Annotated in this window: 16 protein-coding genes; 5 read left to right on the top strand and 11 right to left on the bottom strand. The window is 54.4% G+C overall.

Annotated elements, in window-relative coordinates; all coding sequences use genetic code 11:
- Positions 1 to 32: 32 nt before the first annotated feature.
- Genes creD through creA form a run of 4 tightly spaced genes read right to left on the bottom strand, consistent with a single transcriptional unit; the run spans position 33 to position 4,051 of the window.
- Positions 33 to 1,394 (bottom strand): cell envelope integrity protein CreD, encoded by a 1,362-nt coding sequence (creD, locus tag OGY37_RS22905; RefSeq protein WP_286621976.1) that lies wholly within the window; start codon positions 1,392 to 1,394, stop codon positions 33 to 35.
- A gap of 57 nt (positions 1,395 to 1,451) precedes the next feature.
- Complete coding sequence (creC, locus tag OGY37_RS22910) at positions 1,452 to 2,876, bottom strand: two-component system sensor histidine kinase CreC (protein ID WP_126319326.1); 1,425 nt, start codon at positions 2,874 to 2,876, stop codon at positions 1,452 to 1,454.
- Positions 2,876 to 3,565 (bottom strand): two-component system response regulator CreB, encoded by a 690-nt coding sequence (creB, locus tag OGY37_RS22915; RefSeq protein WP_003829928.1) that lies wholly within the window; start codon positions 3,563 to 3,565, stop codon positions 2,876 to 2,878. The genes creC and creB overlap by 1 nt, the downstream gene beginning before the upstream one ends.
- A gap of 12 nt (positions 3,566 to 3,577) precedes the next feature.
- Entirely contained in the window at positions 3,578 to 4,051 is a 474-nt protein-coding gene (gene creA / locus OGY37_RS22920; RefSeq protein ID WP_003018998.1) for a protein CreA, read from the bottom strand.
- A gap of 211 nt (positions 4,052 to 4,262) precedes the next feature.
- Here creA and robA point away from each other — a divergent pair, with 211 nt between their 5' ends.
- Positions 4,263 to 5,132: an MDR efflux pump AcrAB transcriptional activator RobA gene (robA, locus tag OGY37_RS22925; protein ID WP_286621978.1), complete on the top strand. Its 870-nt coding sequence runs from the start codon at positions 4,263 to 4,265 to the stop codon at positions 5,130 to 5,132.
- Here the strand turns inward: robA and gpmB are convergent.
- On the bottom strand, positions 5,129 to 5,776 hold the full coding sequence (gene gpmB / locus OGY37_RS22930) for a 2,3-diphosphoglycerate-dependent phosphoglycerate mutase GpmB (protein ID WP_003019006.1): 648 nt from the start codon (positions 5,774 to 5,776) through the stop codon (positions 5,129 to 5,131). The two genes, robA and gpmB, sit on opposite strands and share 4 nt — an antisense overlap.
- 174 nt (positions 5,777 to 5,950) lie before the next feature.
- Here gpmB and yjjX point away from each other — a divergent pair, with 174 nt between their 5' ends.
- Positions 5,951 to 6,475, top strand: coding sequence for an inosine/xanthosine triphosphatase (gene yjjX / locus OGY37_RS22935; RefSeq protein WP_003829935.1), 525 nt, complete (start codon positions 5,951 to 5,953; stop codon positions 6,473 to 6,475).
- An 89-nt stretch (positions 6,476 to 6,564) separates the two neighbouring features.
- On the opposite strand, the gene trpR is transcribed toward yjjX, so the two are convergent.
- Both trpR and sltY read right to left on the bottom strand, forming a co-directional pair.
- Entirely contained in the window at positions 6,565 to 6,891 is a 327-nt protein-coding gene (gene trpR / locus OGY37_RS22940; protein WP_032934222.1) for a trp operon repressor, read from the bottom strand.
- Positions 6,892 to 6,980: 89 nt separating this feature from the next.
- Positions 6,981 to 8,918: a murein transglycosylase gene (gene sltY, locus OGY37_RS22945; protein ID WP_279275209.1), complete on the bottom strand. Its 1,938-nt coding sequence runs from the start codon at positions 8,916 to 8,918 to the stop codon at positions 6,981 to 6,983.
- A 211-nt stretch (positions 8,919 to 9,129) separates the two neighbouring features.
- On the opposite strand from sltY, the gene ettA reads away from it, so the two are divergent.
- Positions 9,130 to 10,797, top strand: coding sequence for an energy-dependent translational throttle protein EttA (ettA, locus tag OGY37_RS22950; RefSeq protein ID WP_003829940.1), 1,668 nt, complete (start codon positions 9,130 to 9,132; stop codon positions 10,795 to 10,797).
- Between the two features lie 212 nt (positions 10,798 to 11,009).
- On the opposite strand, the gene nadR is transcribed toward ettA, so the two are convergent.
- The 3 genes from nadR to serB form a co-directional block, all read right to left on the bottom strand.
- Positions 11,010 to 12,239, bottom strand: a complete 1,230-nt coding sequence (gene nadR / locus OGY37_RS22955; protein ID WP_003829942.1) for a multifunctional transcriptional regulator/nicotinamide-nucleotide adenylyltransferase/ribosylnicotinamide kinase NadR — start codon at positions 12,237 to 12,239, stop codon at positions 11,010 to 11,012.
- 88 nt (positions 12,240 to 12,327) lie between these two features.
- A complete protein-coding gene (gene radA / locus OGY37_RS22960) occupies positions 12,328 to 13,710 on the bottom strand; it encodes a DNA repair protein RadA (protein WP_003829944.1) in 1,383 nt (460 codons plus the stop codon).
- A gap of 83 nt (positions 13,711 to 13,793) precedes the next feature.
- Entirely contained in the window at positions 13,794 to 14,762 is a 969-nt protein-coding gene (serB, locus tag OGY37_RS22965) for a phosphoserine phosphatase (protein ID WP_003829946.1), read from the bottom strand.
- A 115-nt stretch (positions 14,763 to 14,877) separates the two neighbouring features.
- On the opposite strand from serB, the gene OGY37_RS22970 reads away from it, so the two are divergent.
- On the top strand, positions 14,878 to 15,519 hold the full coding sequence (locus OGY37_RS22970; protein ID WP_003829948.1) for a YtjB family periplasmic protein: 642 nt from the start codon (positions 14,878 to 14,880) through the stop codon (positions 15,517 to 15,519).
- A gap of 37 nt (positions 15,520 to 15,556) precedes the next feature.
- On the top strand, positions 15,557 to 16,573 hold the full coding sequence (gene lplA, locus OGY37_RS22975) for a lipoate--protein ligase (protein ID WP_286621982.1): 1,017 nt from the start codon (positions 15,557 to 15,559) through the stop codon (positions 16,571 to 16,573).
- 150 nt (positions 16,574 to 16,723) lie between these two features.
- Here lplA and deoD read toward each other — a convergent pair whose 3' ends face one another.
- Positions 16,724 to 17,443 carry a purine-nucleoside phosphorylase gene (gene deoD, locus OGY37_RS22980; RefSeq protein WP_000224864.1) on the bottom strand — a complete coding sequence of 240 codons (720 nt, stop codon included), beginning with the start codon at positions 17,441 to 17,443 and terminating at the stop codon, positions 16,724 to 16,726.
- Between the last annotated feature and the right edge of the window lie 60 nt (positions 17,444 to 17,503).

The following is a 17,503-nucleotide window of genomic DNA, read 5'->3' on the forward strand; positions in this document are numbered from 1 at the left end:
CATTATGCGCCGTTTTTCATTTCACCACAGCCCTATTTCCATAAGCGAAACTCGTCACTCTGCGCAGGCTGAGGCTTCGGAATTTCTGTCGGCTTTGGTTTTGGCTGTGCCAGCGAGTGCCAGTCAAGATGACGCGTCAGGAACATCACGCCACACAACGCCACCAACAGCACGCCGGTTCCCAGCAGTAAAGAGCTGTCCTGTGAACGTAGCAGCACCCACATCACCCCATCCAGCCCCAGTAGCGCCACGGTGAACAAAATACTGTTCCGCCAACTCTGTAATATCGCCTGCAGATACACCCCGTTCATCAACGCCCCCACCAGGCTTGCCGTAATCCACGCCTCCGTAAAACCAATGTGCTCAGACAATGCCAGTAGCAGCAGATAAAACATCACCAGCGATAGCCCCACCAGCAGATACTGCATCGGGTGCAGACGCAGGCTGGTCATACTTTCAAGCACGAAGAAAGACATAAAGGTCAGTACAATCAGCAGAATGGCATATTTGGTGGCTCTGTCCGTTAACTGATACTGATCCGCTGGTGTGGCGACGGCAACGCTAAATGCAGGCATTCCCTTCCAGCCAATCTTTTCGCCATCAAAGCGTTCGCCGAGGTTATTCGCAAACCAGCTGCTCTGCCACTGGGCCTTAAATCCTGATTCGCTGATTTCGCGCTTCGCCGGGAGGAAATCCCCCAGAAAGTTGGGATGCGGCCAGTTGCTGGTTAAAGTCATTTCACTGTTACGGCCAACCGGAACAACGGAGAAATCTCCTGTTCCGCTCAAATTCAACGACAGCGCCATGCTCAGGTTTTGCTCCGCCCAGCTCGCGTCAGGTAGCGGAATGTGGATCCCTTGAGCCCCTCCATCCAGCCCCGTCCCTGGCTCAACAGCCAGTGATTCCCCATTGATCTGCGGCGCTTGCACCACACCGATCCCGCGCGCATCCCCCACGCCAACCACGATAAACGGTTTGCCGACGCTGACGTTGGGATGGTTTAAATCACGCAAACGTTCAGCGTTAAACTCGGCCTTCACCGAGAGTTCATTGTGCCAGACCTGGCCCTCATAAATGCCGATTTTACGCGCTTCAACGTTCTGATTCCCCTCAACCACCAACGACTCCGGCAGCCAGAAATGGATATAGCTGCGCTTACGCTGGATCTGTTTGTCGCCTTCCAGCTCGATATACAGTTCCGTCACCGGGACGGCAATCAGCGGCCCGACCATCTTTTGCGGCCCGCTGGTACTCTGACGAATAGCATCTTCGACTTCATCACGATAATCCGATCGCTCAACGATTATCTGCCTGACCATCGTCAGTGGTATTAACAGCAGTATTATGGCGCCGCCTAAGGTGACGATTTTCCAAAACAGGGGTGATTTAAACATAGCGTTCTCCTTTGCAATATCAGCAAGGTAGAACAGCTATGTGCGGAGAATTTGAAGTTATGTGAAGTAACGGTGAAGCGTAAACGAGGCCTGTGCGCCGCCCTCTGGTCGGTTAGATAATGTCACCGTACCTTCATGCAGTCGTGCAACTTCACTGACAAACGCCAGCCCCAAACCGCTGCTCTTGTGTCCATTCTCGCGGGGCAGCGAGTAGAAGCGCTCAAAAATACGCGGCAATGCAAAATCAGGGATGCCGCTACCGCTGTCGGTAACCTGCAATGTGACCCGCTCCTCCTGCTGATGCGCGCTCAGCGTAATCGTCCCGTCCTGTGGCGTGAAGTCGATAGCATTGTCGAGTAAATTCCCCAACGCCTGCTCCAGTAACGCAGGATCGGCAGCGACGCTAAGCGATGAAGGCAAAATGGTCAGCGTGATGTTTTTTGCCGCCAGCTGCACGCTACGCGCCTCTTTGAGCTGAGCAAATAGCGTATCTACCTCCACCGCCGTCAACGTAACGTCCTGTCGATTCTCCAGTCGCGCCTGGCGCAGCAAAGTTTCGACCAGCGCCTGCATACGCGCATTTTGCGTCAGAATATTATCGGTAAAACGCGCTACCACGTTTGGCGGCGGGCCTTCTCGCAATATCTCTGCCGCGCCACGAATGGCCGCCAGCGGACTTTTCAGCTCATGCGTTAACGCGTAGACATACTGCTCAATGTAGTTCTTGCCTTCGAGCTTCAGACGCATACTTTCCAGCGCCTGCGCCAGTTTGCGTAACTCGCTGCTGCCTAAATCAGGCAGTGGGACGGGGCGATTCTCGGTAACGGAGTCGGCATAACGCGCCAGCCGGGCAATAGATCGGTTTATCCACCATACCATCCCGAAGCCAATCACCAGGGCAATGCCCAGCAATACGGCGCTGGCCCACAGCATTCGCCGTTCACTGCGTTTAATCACCGGTGCCATCGCCGCATTTGGTTTGCCGACACTGAGCACGCCGATAATACGCCCACCGTCTACGATCGGCGCGGCAACGTACATCACCGAGCTTTCCGGATCGTTCGGGTTTTGCGGCGTACTGCGGGCGCCATACTCACCACGCAGCGTTAACCACACGTCGTTCCAGCGGGAATAGTCCTGACCGACGGCCTGGTTGGCGGAATCAAACAACACCTTGCCCTGCGCGTCGGTCATGTAGACATGGTATTCGTTACGCACTTTGTTAATGCCACTGATGTTGGCGTTAAATGGGCGGTTATGCAGCTGCGCAAATGCCTGCGCCAGCTTGCCGTTAGCCGGTGAGTCAGAGAGCACGTCATCACGCGCCAGTGCAGCCAGCAGCGTGGCGGTATCAATTAAAGTACCTTCGGTCGCCCGACGGACGCCTGGCTTAATTTCCTGCACAAAGATAGACAGAACAAACCAGGCGGCGACCGCGACAATCAGAAAATAGCCGAGCAGCAAACGCATGCCAATGCGCATCAGCAATTCCTCAGGCTGTATCCCATACCGCGATGTGTATTGATGGGGGAAAGCTCCGGATTGATAGCCCGCAGCTTGGCGCGCAGCGTTTTGATGTGAGTATCAACCGTTCTGTCAAAGGTATCCTGCGCGTCTGCCCAGACTAAATCCATCAGTTGCTGGCGAGAGTAAATACGTCCCGGCGACATCAGCAATGTTTTCAGCAGCAGGAATTCATAACGCGTCAGGTTCAACGGCATGCTGAACCAGGTAATCTGCGCGGCCAGCTCATTAAGTTCAAAATCCCCACAGCGTGTCATCGATGAAGGCGTGGAGAATTTTTGCACCCGCCGCAGCAGCGTACGCACACGAGCGCACACCTCGCGCGGCGAGAAAGGCTTGGCAACATAGTCATCTGCGCCAATTTCCAGCCCCAACAGGCGATCCACTTCATCGCTGCGCGCGGTCAGAAAAAGGATCGGCAGCGCCGGGTGGCGTTCCAGTAAACGTCGGCACAGTTCAAAACCGCTGATATCCGGTAGCCCGACATCCAGAATGATGGCATCAGGGCATTGCTGGCGAGATTTCTCCAGCACGGGAAATCCGCGCTCAAACGCCTCTACGCTAAACCCTTCCTGTTGCAGCATGTAGATAAGCGTATCAGCGATTCCCTGCTCATCCTCAACCAACCAGATCAACGGCTGTTGCATTGTGCTTCCTTGTTATTGCCGCCACGGCATGATGGGTACCGCACTGATGGCATTTTTGGGCGATCCATCGACAACTTTATCTGAATAGGCCAGATAGGCCAGCGCATTACGTTTCGCATCGTAAAAACGCACGACCTGTAAAGATTTAAACACCAGCGAGGTACGTTTCTTAAATACCACTTCGCCCTGAGCTTTACCGTTCTTGATTCTGTCGCTCAGTTCTACCGGCCCAACCTGCTGGCAAGAGATGGCGGCATCGGAAGTATCTTCCGCCAGCCCCAGTCCACCTTTGATGCCGCCGGTCTTCGCACGACTCACGTAACAGGTCACATTGGTAACATCCGGATCGTCAAACGCTTCGACCACAATTTTATGATCCGGCCCAAACATTTTGAACACTGTATCGACAGATCCAATCTGCTCCGCATGGGCGACCTGCGCCAACATCAGCAGAATTGAGGAAATGACTAAGCTCTTATATTTCATATTGTTACCATTCTTAAAAGTTGTTCTGCGTGATTATTAAACATTTTAAGATAAAATGTATACAGATCACAGGATTACAATAATCACGCTTTCGTATGTCCGAAAAAAGCACTTATGAGCAAAAAAAACACTGAATGCTAAAACAGCAAAAAATGCTATTATCCTCATACCTGACGTCAGGTACTCGTTGTTGAAAGGATGAGGATATTTTATGGATCAGGCTGGCATTATTCGCGACCTATTAATCTGGCTGGAAGGTCATCTGGATCAGCCTTTGTCGCTTGACAATGTGGCGGCAAAAGCAGGCTATTCCAAGTGGCACCTGCAGAGAATGTTTAAGGACGTGACGGGCCATGCTATTGGCGCCTATATCCGCGCCCGTCGTTTATCGAAATCCGCAGTGGCGCTGCGCCTGACTGCGCGTCCAATTTTGGATATTGCGCTGCAATATCGCTTCGACTCTCAACAAACTTTTACTCGCGCATTCAAGAAACAATTTTCGCAGACACCAGCGCTGTATCGCCGTTCACCGGAATGGAGCGCATTCGGTATTCGCCCACCAATGCGACTGGGTGAATTTACGATGCCTGCGCACGAGTTTGTCACCCTGGAAGATACGCAACTGCTCGGCACCACGCAAAGCTATTCCTGCTCGCTGGAACAGATTTCAGATTTCCGTCATGAAATGCGTATTCAGTTCTGGCGCGACTTCCTTGCTCAGGCTCCGGCGATCCCGCCAGTGCTGTACGGGCTTAACGAAACGCGTCCGAGCATTGAAAAAGATGACGAACAGGAAGTGTTTTACACCACAGCACTGACGCCGGAACAGGCCAATGGCTATGTGCTGTCGGCGCAGCCTATCCTGTTACAGGGTGGCGAGTACGTGATGTTTACCTACGAAGGGCTGGGAACCGGTGTGCAAGAGTTTATCCTGACGGTTTACGGCACATGCATGCCAATGCTGAACCTGACGCGCCGTAAAGGACAGGATATCGAGCGATACTACCCGGCAGAAGATGCCAAAGCGGGAGATCGCCCGATCAACCTGCGCTGCGAATTCCTGATTCCGATTCGCCGCTAGCGCTGCAGTTCATCCAACGCAGGGGCGTCCAGATGTGAGATGTCCCCTGCCGTTTCAACGACCCATCCCGGCGCCAGCCATAAGCTTTCCTGGTAATCAACTCGAGAAATAGAACAGTTGCGCAGACGCAAGCGACGTTCAGCCCATGCCGGTAATCCCAGAATTGTACTCACCAGGCAACCCAGCGCGATACCGTGACTGACCAGCAGCGGACGACTTCCCGGCGGCAATTCCAGACAGGATGCCAGCGCCGCGTTGACGCGATCGCTCAATTCCTGCATCGATTCCCCTTCCGGGATACGACCATCCACCGTGCCATTCACCAACTGGCGACGCCAGCCCTCTTCCTCTGGCGTCAGCGTATCGATGTGACGTTTTTCCAGCACTCCCATATTTAGCTCGCGCAGACGGGAGTCATAGGTGATATCACAGCCACAGGCCTGGGCGATGATTTCTGCGGTGCGTCGTGTACGACCAAGATCGCTACTGATGACATGCGTAATACCAAACGAGCGGGCGCGTTCACCCACCTGCATGGCTTGTTGTTCACCTTTAGCGGTTAGTGGGCTGTCTGACTGGCCTTGAATACGTCGCTCGGCGTTCCACTGCGTTTCGCCATGGCGAACAAGGTATACCTGTAACATGCTTTTTTTCCGTTATATACTCGTCATACTTTGAGTAACAGATGCGTTGGTTTCGCTCGCTCACCCCAGTCACATAGTTATCTATGTTCCTGAGGATTCCCTTGCTTACCGCCTTTCTGTTACTCAAATTATTTAGAGTAGACTCTGCGATGAATTTTCAAACTGAGCTTAATTATGCACAAGGTTATCTCTGCGACCACCAATCCTGCCAAAATTCAGGCAATTCTGCGGGCATTTGAAGAGATTTTCGGGGAAGGATCCTGCCATATTGAACCCGTCGCCGTCGAGAGTGGCGTGCCGGAACAACCTTTCGGAAACCAGGAAACGCGCACTGGCGCACGAAATCGCGTTGTTAACGCTCGCCGCCTGCACCCGCAGGCCGATTTCTGGGTCGCCATTGAAGCAGGAATTGACGATGACGCCACCTTCAGTTGGGTGGTGATTGATAACGGCATTCAGCGCGGTGAAGCCCGTTCAGCCACGCTGCCATTGCCGACTGTCATTCTCGACAGAGTCCGCAAAGGTGAAGCACTCGGCCCGGTGATGTCGGACTATACGGGTATTGATGAAATTGGCCGTAAAGAAGGCGCAATCGGCGTTTTTACCGCGGGCAAGCTGACGCGCTCAAGCGTCTATCACCAGGCGGTGATTCTGGCGCTCAGCCCGTTTCATAACGCGATATACGATGAGTCATTGTAATTTGTAGGCCTGATAAGCGTAGCGCCATCAGGCAAGCAGCGCGCACCATTGCCGGATGGCGGCTTCGCCTTATCCGGCCTACGAGAAAATCAGACACTTTTCAGCAGTACCTGCTCCAGCCACTGACGCAGATCCACCGGTGCGGATTTGAGGCTGTTCGACCCCCGCGTGATAGTGGCAATCCCCGCCCCGAGCTCGTTTTTAAGCTCACGCTGGCTCATCTCGCCGCGCAGCAGCTCTTCAATGATACGCACACGCGTACCCAACGCTTCACGCTCATCCGGCGTTAACATCAAATTGAGCAGTGGCAGGTGTAAATCTTGTTCGTAGGCGTGTTTAAGCAGATCGACAAAACGTAACCACTCCTGGTGACGTTGTTCTGCCATCTCTGCTGAATAGGGTGATTGCTGAGTCATAAGATATCGCCATCGTTGCGGGGGAAGCGTGCTTGCTTCCCCCTTTTGTACTCTTTAACGAGTACGATAGCATAACACAATCGACACGATCAGTAACGACGTTGCCATTCTGCGTCGCTCATCAGCTCCGGTTTATCGCCGAGGAAATAGCGATAGTACGCATCATAAGCCAGCACGTTCTTCACATAACCACGCGTCTCTGAGAATGGAATGCTCTCGACAAACGCGACAGCATCAATGCGGCCAGCGCTATTGCCAAGCCAGGTGCGAACGCGCCCCGGACCGGCGTTATAGGCTGCTGATGCAAAGATGCGGTTATTGCCAAATTGCTGATACACGTACTGCAAATAGCTGGTACCAATGTTGATGTTGGTATCAGGATCCAGTAGCTGGCCCGGACTGCTGTAACCTGGAATCGAGAACATTTTCACCGTATGCGTCGCCGTGCCCGGCATAATCTGCATCAGCCCGCTGGCGCCGACCGGTGATTTCACTTTCGGGTTCCAGGCGCTTTCCTGACGCGCTATCGCCATCGCATAGCTTGGCTGAATATCCTTGCCGCTGGTGTAACGGGTAAACAGATCTTTATAGGCCAACGGGAAACGCTCTTCCAGATGATCCCACAGCTTACCGGCGATCGTCGCCTGAACGCTAAGATCCCACCAGTGATTGTTGAACGCGTAACGCGCCAACTGAGCCTGCTCGGACTTGGTACGGCTGGTGACCAAATTTGCCCATTCACTGCGCGCGGTATTATCCATGTTCCAGTACATTAGCTCGCGTACGCGTGCCATTTCTGGCCCCTGAGTCAGCGCAGAATCAACGTTCGCTGGCGCTTTATCCACTTTCAGCTCGTACTCTTCGCCCAGACGCTGTGCCGCCACCATCGGATAGAAACCACGCTGCTGCATGAGCTGGTGCAGGATCTCTTTGGCTTCCGCATCGCGTCCGCGCTCCAGCAGCAGATCCGCCTGCCAGTAGCGCCACTCGTCTTTTTCTTTTGCTTCCATTGGCAGACGCGCCAGCCAGGTATTCAGGCCACGACGATCGCCGGTTCCCAGCGCCATGCGCACCCGGCGCTCCACAAGCGAGGTGGAATTGGAGCGCATAATCGCATCATCACGCCATTTGGCCTGCTCGTCGGTGACATCATTGCCCATCAGACGCCAGGCAACAATATCGCGCAGCTCCTGGGTTTGCTCATCATTAAGCTGTTGCGCCTGCACCAGGGACGGGATCATCAGGCGGGCGTTTTCCACATCCTGACGCGCCACGCTGGCAAAGGCGACCGCCGCCATCTGTCGGGTGAAATCAGTGGCGCCGGTGGTTCGTGCAAAAGTCATCACCGAATTCGGATCGTTGGCCAGCGAGATGATCGCAGAGGCAATGGTTTGGTATTGCGCGGGCATCTGTCCGGCTAGCGCCGTCACCAGACCGGTATTCCCGGCTTTCATCGCCAGACGAATACGCTCCAGATACGCCAGCGGATCCTGAGTGCCTGAGGCGCGCCATACGCCAAATAATTTGTCACAGGCGTTCGGCTGACTTTTCCCGGTCAACCACAGCTCTTTCGCGCCCTGCCAGGCTTCTTCGGTTTGCCCGGTACTCCATTTCGCGAAGTAATAGTTACATTGCGCTTCCGTGGTACCCGGTTTTTCCGGGCTGAACGCCAGCAGTCCACGCCAGTCTTCGCGGCGCGCCAGTTCATTCACGAAACGCGATTGCAGCGTACGCGCAGGGGGCAGTGTCGGATTGGCACGCACAAAATTGGTAACGGTAATGGTGGGCTGATTCATCAGATCGTCAGTGATCTGACGATATTCCAGATACGGGTACAGAGGATAGTTCTTCAGGCCGGGCATCATCTGCTCTACGACATCCATCTGTCGGTTGTCCCAGGCTTGCTTGATTTGCGCATAACGATTGCGCTGCTCATCCAGAGAGTCGGCTCGCGCCACCTGACTGACCGTCAGCAGACATACGCTGGCTGCCAGCAGGCGCCAGGTAAATTGATTGGCTTTGTCCACAAGCTCTTCCTCTTCTCATGTTACGTCTGTGCAGCATCATGCCGCTTAATTAATTCATGCTAACCAGACATTGCAGAATGCGCCACGTCACGGACACTTTTTTACTTTTGTTGCGAGTGGGATCTGCTGGCTGGGATTGGGCAATGAAAAAGGCTACACTTCGCCTTTGATAACTATTCATCATCACGATAAACATAGAGGCGAGTCCAACGTGGCCCAATTCGTTTATACCATGCATCGTGTCGGCAAGGTCGTTCCGCCGAAACGTCATATTCTTAAAAACATCTCACTGAGCTTCTTCCCTGGCGCCAAAATCGGTGTTCTCGGTCTGAACGGTGCGGGTAAATCTACCCTGCTGCGTATCATGGCCGGTATTGATACCGATATCGAAGGTGAAGCTCGCCCACAGCCAGGCATTAAAATCGGTTACCTGCCGCAGGAACCAAAACTAAACCCAGAGCATACCGTTCGTGAATCCGTTGAAGAAGCGGTTGCCGAAGTGGTTAGTGCGCTGAAAGGTCTGGATGAAGTGTACGCCAAGTACGCCGAGCCGGACGCCGACTTCGATAAACTGGCCGCACAACAGGGCAAGTTTGAAGAAATTATCCAGGCGCACGACGGCCATAACCTGAACGTGCAGCTTGAGCGTGCCGCTGACGCCCTGCGTCTGCCGGACTGGGACGCTAAAATTGAGAATCTCTCCGGTGGTGAACGCCGCCGCGTTGCGCTGTGCCGCCTGCTGCTGGAAAAACCAGACATGCTGCTGCTCGACGAACCGACCAACCACCTGGATGCGGAATCCGTCGCGTGGCTGGAACGCTTCCTGCACGACTTCGAAGGCACCGTAGTGGCGATTACCCACGACCGTTACTTCCTCGACAACGTTGCGGGCTGGATCCTGGAGCTGGACCGTGGTGAAGGTATTCCGTGGGAAGGTAACTACTCTTCCTGGCTGGAGCAGAAAGATCAGCGTCTGGCCCAGGAAGCCTCTCAGGAAGCGGCTCGCCGTAAATCTATTGAGAAAGAGCTGGAGTGGGTACGTCAGGGCGCTAAAGGCCGTCAGTCTAAGGGTAAAGCCCGTCTGGCACGCTTTGAAGAGCTAAACAACACCGAATACCAGAAACGTAACGAAACCAACGAACTGTTTATTCCACCTGGAGCACGTCTGGGCGATAAAGTTGTTGAAGTCACCAATCTGCGTAAATCCTACGGCGATCGCGTTCTGATCGACGATCTGAGTTTCTCCGTACCGAAAGGTGCAATTGTCGGCATCATCGGTCCGAACGGCGCGGGTAAATCTACCCTGTTCCGTATGATGTCCGGTCAGGAACAGCCTGACAGCGGCACCATCACGCTGGGTGAAACCGTCAAACTGGCCTCCGTTGACCAGTTCCGTGACGCCATGGACAACAGCAAAACCGTATGGGAAGAAGTGTCCGGCGGGCTGGATATCATGCGCATTGGCAACACCGAGATGCCAAGCCGTGCCTACGTGGGCCGCTTCAACTTCAAAGGTGTGGATCAGGGCAAACGCGTAGGCGAGCTGTCCGGCGGTGAGCGTGGTCGTCTGCACCTGGCGAAGCTGCTGCAGGTTGGCGGTAACATGCTGCTGCTCGATGAACCAACCAACGACCTGGATATCGAAACCCTGCGCGCGCTGGAAAACGCCCTGCTGGAATTCCCGGGCTGCGCGATGGTTATCTCGCACGACCGTTGGTTCCTCGACCGTATCGCCACCCACATTCTGGATTACCAGGATGAAGGTAAGGTTGAGTTCTTCGAAGGTAACTTTACCGAATACGAAGAGTACAAGAAACGTACGCTGGGCGCCGATGCGCTGGAGCCGAAACGTATTAAGTACAAGCGTATTTCTAAGTAATTAGCGTTAAGCGCCGGATGGCGGCGTTACGCCTTATCCGGCCTACGAGGTTAGTGCGACTTGTAGGCCGGATATGCACCGCGCCATCCTGTCTACGAGGTTAGTGCGACTTGTAGGCCGAATATGCACAGCGCCATCCTGTCTATGAGGTTAGTGCGACTTGTAGGCCGGATAAGCGCAGCGCATCCGGCATTAAAACCTACCTCTAAAACCTACCTCTGCTCGCCCATCAACTCTTTCACCAGCTCCACGCAGCGCAGGAAGCGGCCGTCGTAGTCAGGCTCCTGAACGTGCACAAAATTGATATTGTTTTCCTGCAGCATCTCGACCAGCAGCGTCTGAAACGCTTTTCTGTCAACTGAGCTTCCAAGGCTGCGTAAGCCATCCGCCACCCACGGGGTATTATTCTCCAGCAGGATCACCAGATCGAAGCGATACTCGTCAATAAGCGCTTGCACAAACGGGTGTTCACGCCCTTCATACTTTTTACAGAAGGCCTGAGTGGTCACGAAATCGGTGTCGATGAACGCCACTTTATTGGCGTACTTAACAGCAAAATCAATGTATTGCGCTTGTCCCAGGGCGATTTTATCGTAGTCAGAATACTGTAGCGCCATCTCATCGCCGCCCAAATGGGAGAAAACATAATCACGCCCGTATTCCCACGCACTGGTGGTGTTAAAGATATTGGCGAGCTTATTCACCAGCGTCGATTTGCCGCTCGACTCCCCGCCGAGAATCGCCACGGTGCGCACGAAAAACGGCTTCACTTCGGTCGGAATATACTCCCAGTAGCGAAACGGGTTCTCACGGATTTGCCCGCCGCTAATGCTCATAAACGTTCGCTTGGGATCCACCAGCACGGTTTCGATCCCCAAGTGCTCCAGATACTGCGGGGCATCTGATTCTTCAGAGGTGTAGATCCAGTTTGGCTGGATCCCTTTCTCCTGCATAAACGTTTTGATCCCGTTGCTCCACACGTCCCAGCCGTGCGGATACGGCTCCATGCCTTCTTCGTTAAAGGCATGAATACGGATATTTTTCTGATACTTAAAGGTTTGCAGCAGCCAGCGTAAACGATCGGGCACCGTAGGCTGTTGCGACATGGCACTGTCTTCAAACAGGCTGCGATCGCGCGTGTCATCATAGCCCATGATGATATGCAGTTCATCGACCTGGCTACAGGCGCGCTGGATAAGATAGATATGGCCGGTGTGCAGCGGATAAAACTTGCCGAATACCACACCGATATTTTTCTGCTGGCGCGGAAACTCCAGCCCGAGAAAACGGTGCAACGCCTCCAGCTTCTGCGCGCTGGGGCTTTTGATTTTGGCATTCAGCAGTTGGCTTAGGTATCCCTTGGTCATGCCACTGGCATCCGCCACCTGTTGCAGGGTACAGCCCTTTTGCTTTATGGCGGTTTTCAGATATTCAAATGACACAAGAGCCTCCTGCTGGAAAAATCGCGTAACACTGCCTGATGGCGCTTCGCTTATCAGGCCTACAAAATCAGTACGTACGGGTATTTGATTATAGGTCGTCAAACACGCTTAACGCATCCGCAAGCTTCTTAACGCCAAAGACCTGCATCCCTTCCGGTACTTTTTTCGGTACGTTAGCGGCAGGGACAATCGCCCGGCGAAAGCCGTGCTTCGCCGCTTCCGAAATACGCTCCTGGCCGCTGGGTACCGGACGGATTTCGCCCGCCAGCCCCACTTCGCCAAAGACCACTAAATCCTGCGGCAGCGGCCTGTCGCGCAGACTGGAAACCATTGCCAGCAGCAACGCCAGGTCGGCGCTGGTTTCGGTGACTTTTACGCCGCCGACTACGTTAACGAACACGTCCTGATCCGCCATCTGCAAGCCACCGTGACGATGCAGCACCGCCAGCAGAATCGCCAGACGGTTCTGTTCCAGACCGACCGCCACGCGACGCGGGTTCGCCATCATCGAATGATCGACCAGCGCCTGAATCTCTACCAGCAGCGGGCGCGTGCCTTCCCAGACCACCATCACCGAACTGCCGGAGGTGACCTCATCGCCACGGCTTAAGAAGATAGCGGAAGGGTTGCTGACTTCACGCAGACCCTGTTCGGTCATGGCAAAGACGCCCAGCTCATTCACCGCACCAAAGCGGTTTTTATGGCTACGCAGAGTACGGAAACGGGAATCGGCGTCACCGTCGAGCAGTACCGAACAGTCAATACAGTGCTCCAGCACCTTCGGCCCGGCCAGCGAGCCATCTTTGGTGACGTGGCCGACCATGACAATCGCCACGCCGCGCGTTTTGGCAAAGCGCGTCAGGTAAGCCGCCGTTTCGCGCACCTGCGCCACGCTGCCCGGCGAAGACTGAATATCCGCCATGTGCATTACCTGAATGGAGTCGATCACCATCAGTTTCGGCTGTTCTTCTTCGGCAATCAGGCAAATTTGTTCAATACTGGTTTCCGACAGCATGTTCAGATTCGCCGTCGGCAAGCCAAGCCGGTGCGCGCGCATCGCCACCTGTTGTAGCGACTCTTCGCCAGTAACGTACAGGGTTTTCATCTGCTCAGCGAGCTTACACAGCGTTTGTAGCAGCAGCGTCGATTTCCCCGCGCCGGGGTTACCGCCAATCAGGATAGCGCTGCCGGGTACCACCCCGCCGCCCAGCACGCGGTCAAACTCTTTAAATCCGGTGGAAAAACGCGGCAGTTCCTCAAGGCTGATGTCAGACAGCTTCTGCACTTTTGCCACGCCCGCATTCCCGGCATAGCCACTGAGCCGCTCGTTACGCGCCACCGTTGGCGATGCGGCAAGGCGCACCTCGGTAATGGTGTTCCAGGCCTGACAGGCGCTGCATTGCCCCTGCCAGCGCGGGTAATCAGCCCCGCATTCATTACAAACAAAGGCGCGTTTTGGAGCTTTGGCCACGTTTTACCTCTTTCGTTAACGCTTTTGCCGGATGGCGCGGACGCTTATCCGGCCTACGGACACCTTGCCACCGGGCAATTTAATCATTTCTGGTTCATGCTGCCGGAGAGAATGCAGAACACGCCCATCAGGTCAGCGTGGCGGATAGTAATCTCCGTCTTTTCGTTCACTTTCGGTTTAGCATGATACGCAATACCCAGCCCGGCCGTTTTGATCATCGGCAGGTCGTTGGCACCGTCGCCGATCGCCACCGTCTGCGCCATCGGGATCTCATATTCTTGCGCCAGGCGGGTCAGGGTATTGGCTTTGTACTGGGCATCGACGATATCGCCGATCACGTTGCCGGTAAATTTACCGTCCATGATCTCCAGCTCGTTTGCTACAGCCGCCGTCAGACGCAGTTTATTACGCAGGTAATCGGCAAAGAAGGTAAAACCGCCAGAGGCAATAGCCACTTTCCAGCCGAGCGTTTCCAGTTTTAACACCAGTTGAGTCAGGCCGGGCATCAGCGGTAGCGTTTCGCGCACCTGATGCAGAATATTGGCATCAGCGCCCTTCAGCGTCGCCACGCGGCTACGCAGGCTGGCGGTAAAGTCCAGTTCGCCACGCATTGCGCGTTCCGTGACTTCCGCAACCATCTCACCGGTTCCAGCCAGTTTAGCAATTTCATCAATGCATTCGATCTGGATTGCCGTTGAGTCCATGTCCATCACCAGCAAACCCGGCGTGCGCAGATGCGGAATTTTGCCTAACGGGGCAACATCCAGTTTGGCATCATGAGCCAGTTTTGCCGCGCGCGGCGTTAACGAACCCGCCAGGCGAATCACCTGATAATCCTCAACGCACCAGGCAGCAACAATCACCATCGCTGCACCCAGTTTGCTCTGGTATTGCGTTAAACGTTGTTTATCCAGACCACGACCGTACAGCAGCCAGCCACTGCGGCCCGCGTGGTAGTCCAGCGGCATGACTTCATCGCCACTTAAAGAGAGAGGCAGACCTGGCCACAGAGAAACATCTTCAGGTAGATCGCACCAGGTTATGTTAGGCATTAAAGCTCCTGTAAAATCGTTCGGGTCGGAATCATCAGGGGAAAATAACGCATGAGGCTACCCTGTAACCAGCGCTTCTGGCAACATTAAGTCTCAAATTTTCAGCAGGTGGAATATGGCTCGCGCAAAACTGAAATTCCGACTTCATCGTGCAGTGATTGTATTGTTCTGTCTTGCGCTGCTCGTCGCCCTGATGCAGGGCGCATCCTGGTTTAGTCAAAGTCACCAGCAGCAGCGTAATCCGCAGCTCGAAGAGCTGGCCCGTACGCTGGCCCGCCAGGTGGCGCTAAATGTTGCTCCGCTAATGCGTACCGAAACGCCGGATGAAAAACGCATCAAAGCGGTACTCACACAGCTGACGGAAAGTAGCCGTATTCTGGACGCTGGCGTGTACGATGAACAGGGAGACCTGATTACGCGTACCGGCGAGAGCGTCAACGTTCGTGACCGACTGGCGCTCGACGGCAAAAAAGCCGGGGGTTATTTTAACCAGCAGATTGTCGAACCCATTCAGGGGAAAAATGGTCCGCTGGGCTATTTGCGCCTGACGCTGGATACCCACACCCTCGCCACCGAGGCGAAGCAGGTAGATAACACCACCAATATCTTACGCCTGATGCTGCTGCTGGCGCTGGCGATTGGCGTCGTGCTCACCCGTACATTATTGCAAGGCAAGCGTACCCGCTGGCAGCAATCCCCTTTCCTGCTGACCGCCAACAAACCGGTGCAGGAAGAAGACAACGAGAAAAAAGAGTAAAAGCAGTAAAAACTGTAAAACAGAAGGGAAATCAACCATGACTACACTACGCCTGCTTATCTCAGACTCTTACGATCCGTGGTTTAATCTCGCGGTCGAAGAGTGCATTTTTCGCCAGATGCCCGCCACGCAGCGCGTCCTGTTCTTGTGGCGTAACGCCGATACGGTGGTGATTGGCCGGGCGCAAAACCCGTGGAAAGAGTGTAATACCCGCCGTATGGAGGAAGACAACGTGCGGCTCGCCCGCCGTAGCAGCGGCGGCGGCGCGGTGTTCCATGACTTAGGCAATACCTGCTTTACCTTTATGGCCGGTAAACCGGAGTACGACAAAACCATTTCCACCGCGATTGTCCTCAACGCATTGAATTCTCTGGGTGTGACGGCGGACGCCTCCGGGCGTAACGATCTGGTTGTGAAAACGCCAGACGGCGATCGCAAAGTTTCAGGCTCTGCTTACCGGGAAACGAAAGATCGCGGATTCCACCACGGCACGCTGCTGCTAAATGCCGATCTCAGCCGCCTGGCAAACTATCTCAATCCCGACAAAAAGAAACTCGCAGCAAAGGGGATTACCTCTGTCCGCTCACGGGTGGCGAATTTGACGGAGCTGTTACCGGGCATCACCCATGAACAGGTCTGTCAGGCCATCACGGAAGCCTTTTTTGCTCATTATGGCGAACGCGTTGAAGCGGAAGTGATCTCACCGGATAAAACGCCGGACCTGCCAAATTTTGCCGAAACCTTTGCCCGCCAGAGCAGTTGGGAATGGAATTTTGGTCAGGCACCTGCTTTCTCGCATCTGCTGGACGAGCGTTTCACCTGGGGCGGTGTTGAGCTGCATTTCGACGTCGAAAAAGGTCATATCACGCGCACACAGGTGTTTACCGACAGTCTCAATCCCGCGCCGTTAGAAGCGCTGGCAGAGCGGCTACAGGGCTGCCAGTATCGCGCCGATGTTTTACAGCAGACTTGCGAAGCGCTGGTTACGGAATATCCGGATCAGGAAAGCGAGCTGCGTGAACTGGCGGCGTGGGTGGCGAAGGCCATGCGTTAAGCGATTAGTGGCGAATTGCCGGATGGCGGCTGCGCCTTATCCGGCCTACAAGACCGCTCCTGTAGGCCTGATAAGCGAAGCGCCATCAGGCATTAATAGCGGCATTCCCGTAGGCCCGGCCAGCGCAACGCCACCGGGCCACAACAACCCTTACTCTTTATCGCCCAGCAGAACGGATTCCAGCGCGATTTTGATCATGTCGTTAAAGGTCGTCTGACGTTCAGCGGCAGTGGTCTGCTCGTGAGTACGGATATGGTCGGAAACGGTGCAGATGGTCAGCGCTTTTGCACCAAATTCCGCAGCAACACCGTAGATGCCCGCCGCTTCCATTTCCACGCCCAGCACGCCGTATTTTTCCATCACGTCGAACATTTCACCGTCCGGAGAGTAGAACAGGTCAGCGGAGAACAGGTTGCCCACGCGCGCGTCTACACCCAGTGCTTTTGCCGCATCAACCGCGTTACGCACCATGTCGAAGTCAGCGATAGCAGCGAAGTCATGATCTTTAAAACGGATACGGTTAACTTTGGAGTCGGTGCAAGCGCCCATACCGATAACCACGTCACGCAGTTTAACGTCCATACGCACAGCGCCGCAGGAGCCTACGCGAATGATTTTCTTCACGCCGAAATCGGTGATCAGCTCTTTGGTGTAGATGGAGCAGGACGGGATACCCATACCGTGACCCATAACGGAGATCTTACGGCCTTTGTAAGTACCGGTAAAACCTAACATGCCGCGAACGTTGTTCACTTCACGAACATCTTCGAGGAAAGTTTCAGCAATATGCTTTGCACGCAGCGGGTCGCCCGGCATCAATACGACGTCAGCGAAATCACCCATTTCTGCATTAATATGTGGAGTTGCCATTTTTTGTCCTTATTTCGTTGTTATTGCCTGATGGCGGCTACGCCTTATCAGGCCTACAAA

Origin of the sequence: Citrobacter sp. Cpo030, from assembly GCF_030333005.1 — a bacterium.
Lineage (GTDB): Bacteria > Pseudomonadota > Gammaproteobacteria > Enterobacterales > Enterobacteriaceae > Citrobacter > Citrobacter portucalensis.

Bases quoted from the DNA above. Each gene is read 5' to 3' on its own strand.
- robA (WP_286621978.1), top strand. From the start codon at position 4,263: ATGGATCAGGCTGGCATTATTCGCGACCTATTAATCTGGCTGGAAGGT.
- creB (WP_003829928.1), bottom strand. From the start codon at position 3,565: ATGCAACAGCCGTTGATCTGGTTGGTTGAGGATGAGCAGGGAATCGCT.
- gpmB (WP_003019006.1), bottom strand. From the start codon at position 5,776: ATGTTACAGGTATACCTTGTTCGCCATGGCGAAACGCAGTGGAACGCC.
- OGY37_RS22970 (WP_003829948.1), top strand. From the start codon at position 14,878: ATGGCTCGCGCAAAACTGAAATTCCGACTTCATCGTGCAGTGATTGTA.
- trpR (WP_032934222.1), bottom strand. From the start codon at position 6,891: ATGACTCAGCAATCACCCTATTCAGCAGAGATGGCAGAACAACGTCAC.
- serB (WP_003829946.1), bottom strand. From the start codon at position 14,762: ATGCCTAACATAACCTGGTGCGATCTACCTGAAGATGTTTCTCTGTGG.
- creC (WP_126319326.1), bottom strand. From the start codon at position 2,876: ATGCGCATTGGCATGCGTTTGCTGCTCGGCTATTTTCTGATTGTCGCG.
- creD (WP_286621976.1), bottom strand. From the start codon at position 1,394: ATGTTTAAATCACCCCTGTTTTGGAAAATCGTCACCTTAGGCGGCGCC.
- yjjX (WP_003829935.1), top strand. From the start codon at position 5,951: ATGCACAAGGTTATCTCTGCGACCACCAATCCTGCCAAAATTCAGGCA.
- lplA (WP_286621982.1), top strand. From the start codon at position 15,557: ATGACTACACTACGCCTGCTTATCTCAGACTCTTACGATCCGTGGTTT.
- deoD (WP_000224864.1), bottom strand. From the start codon at position 17,443: ATGGCAACTCCACATATTAATGCAGAAATGGGTGATTTCGCTGACGTC.
- creA (WP_003018998.1), bottom strand. From the start codon at position 4,051: ATGAAATATAAGAGCTTAGTCATTTCCTCAATTCTGCTGATGTTGGCG.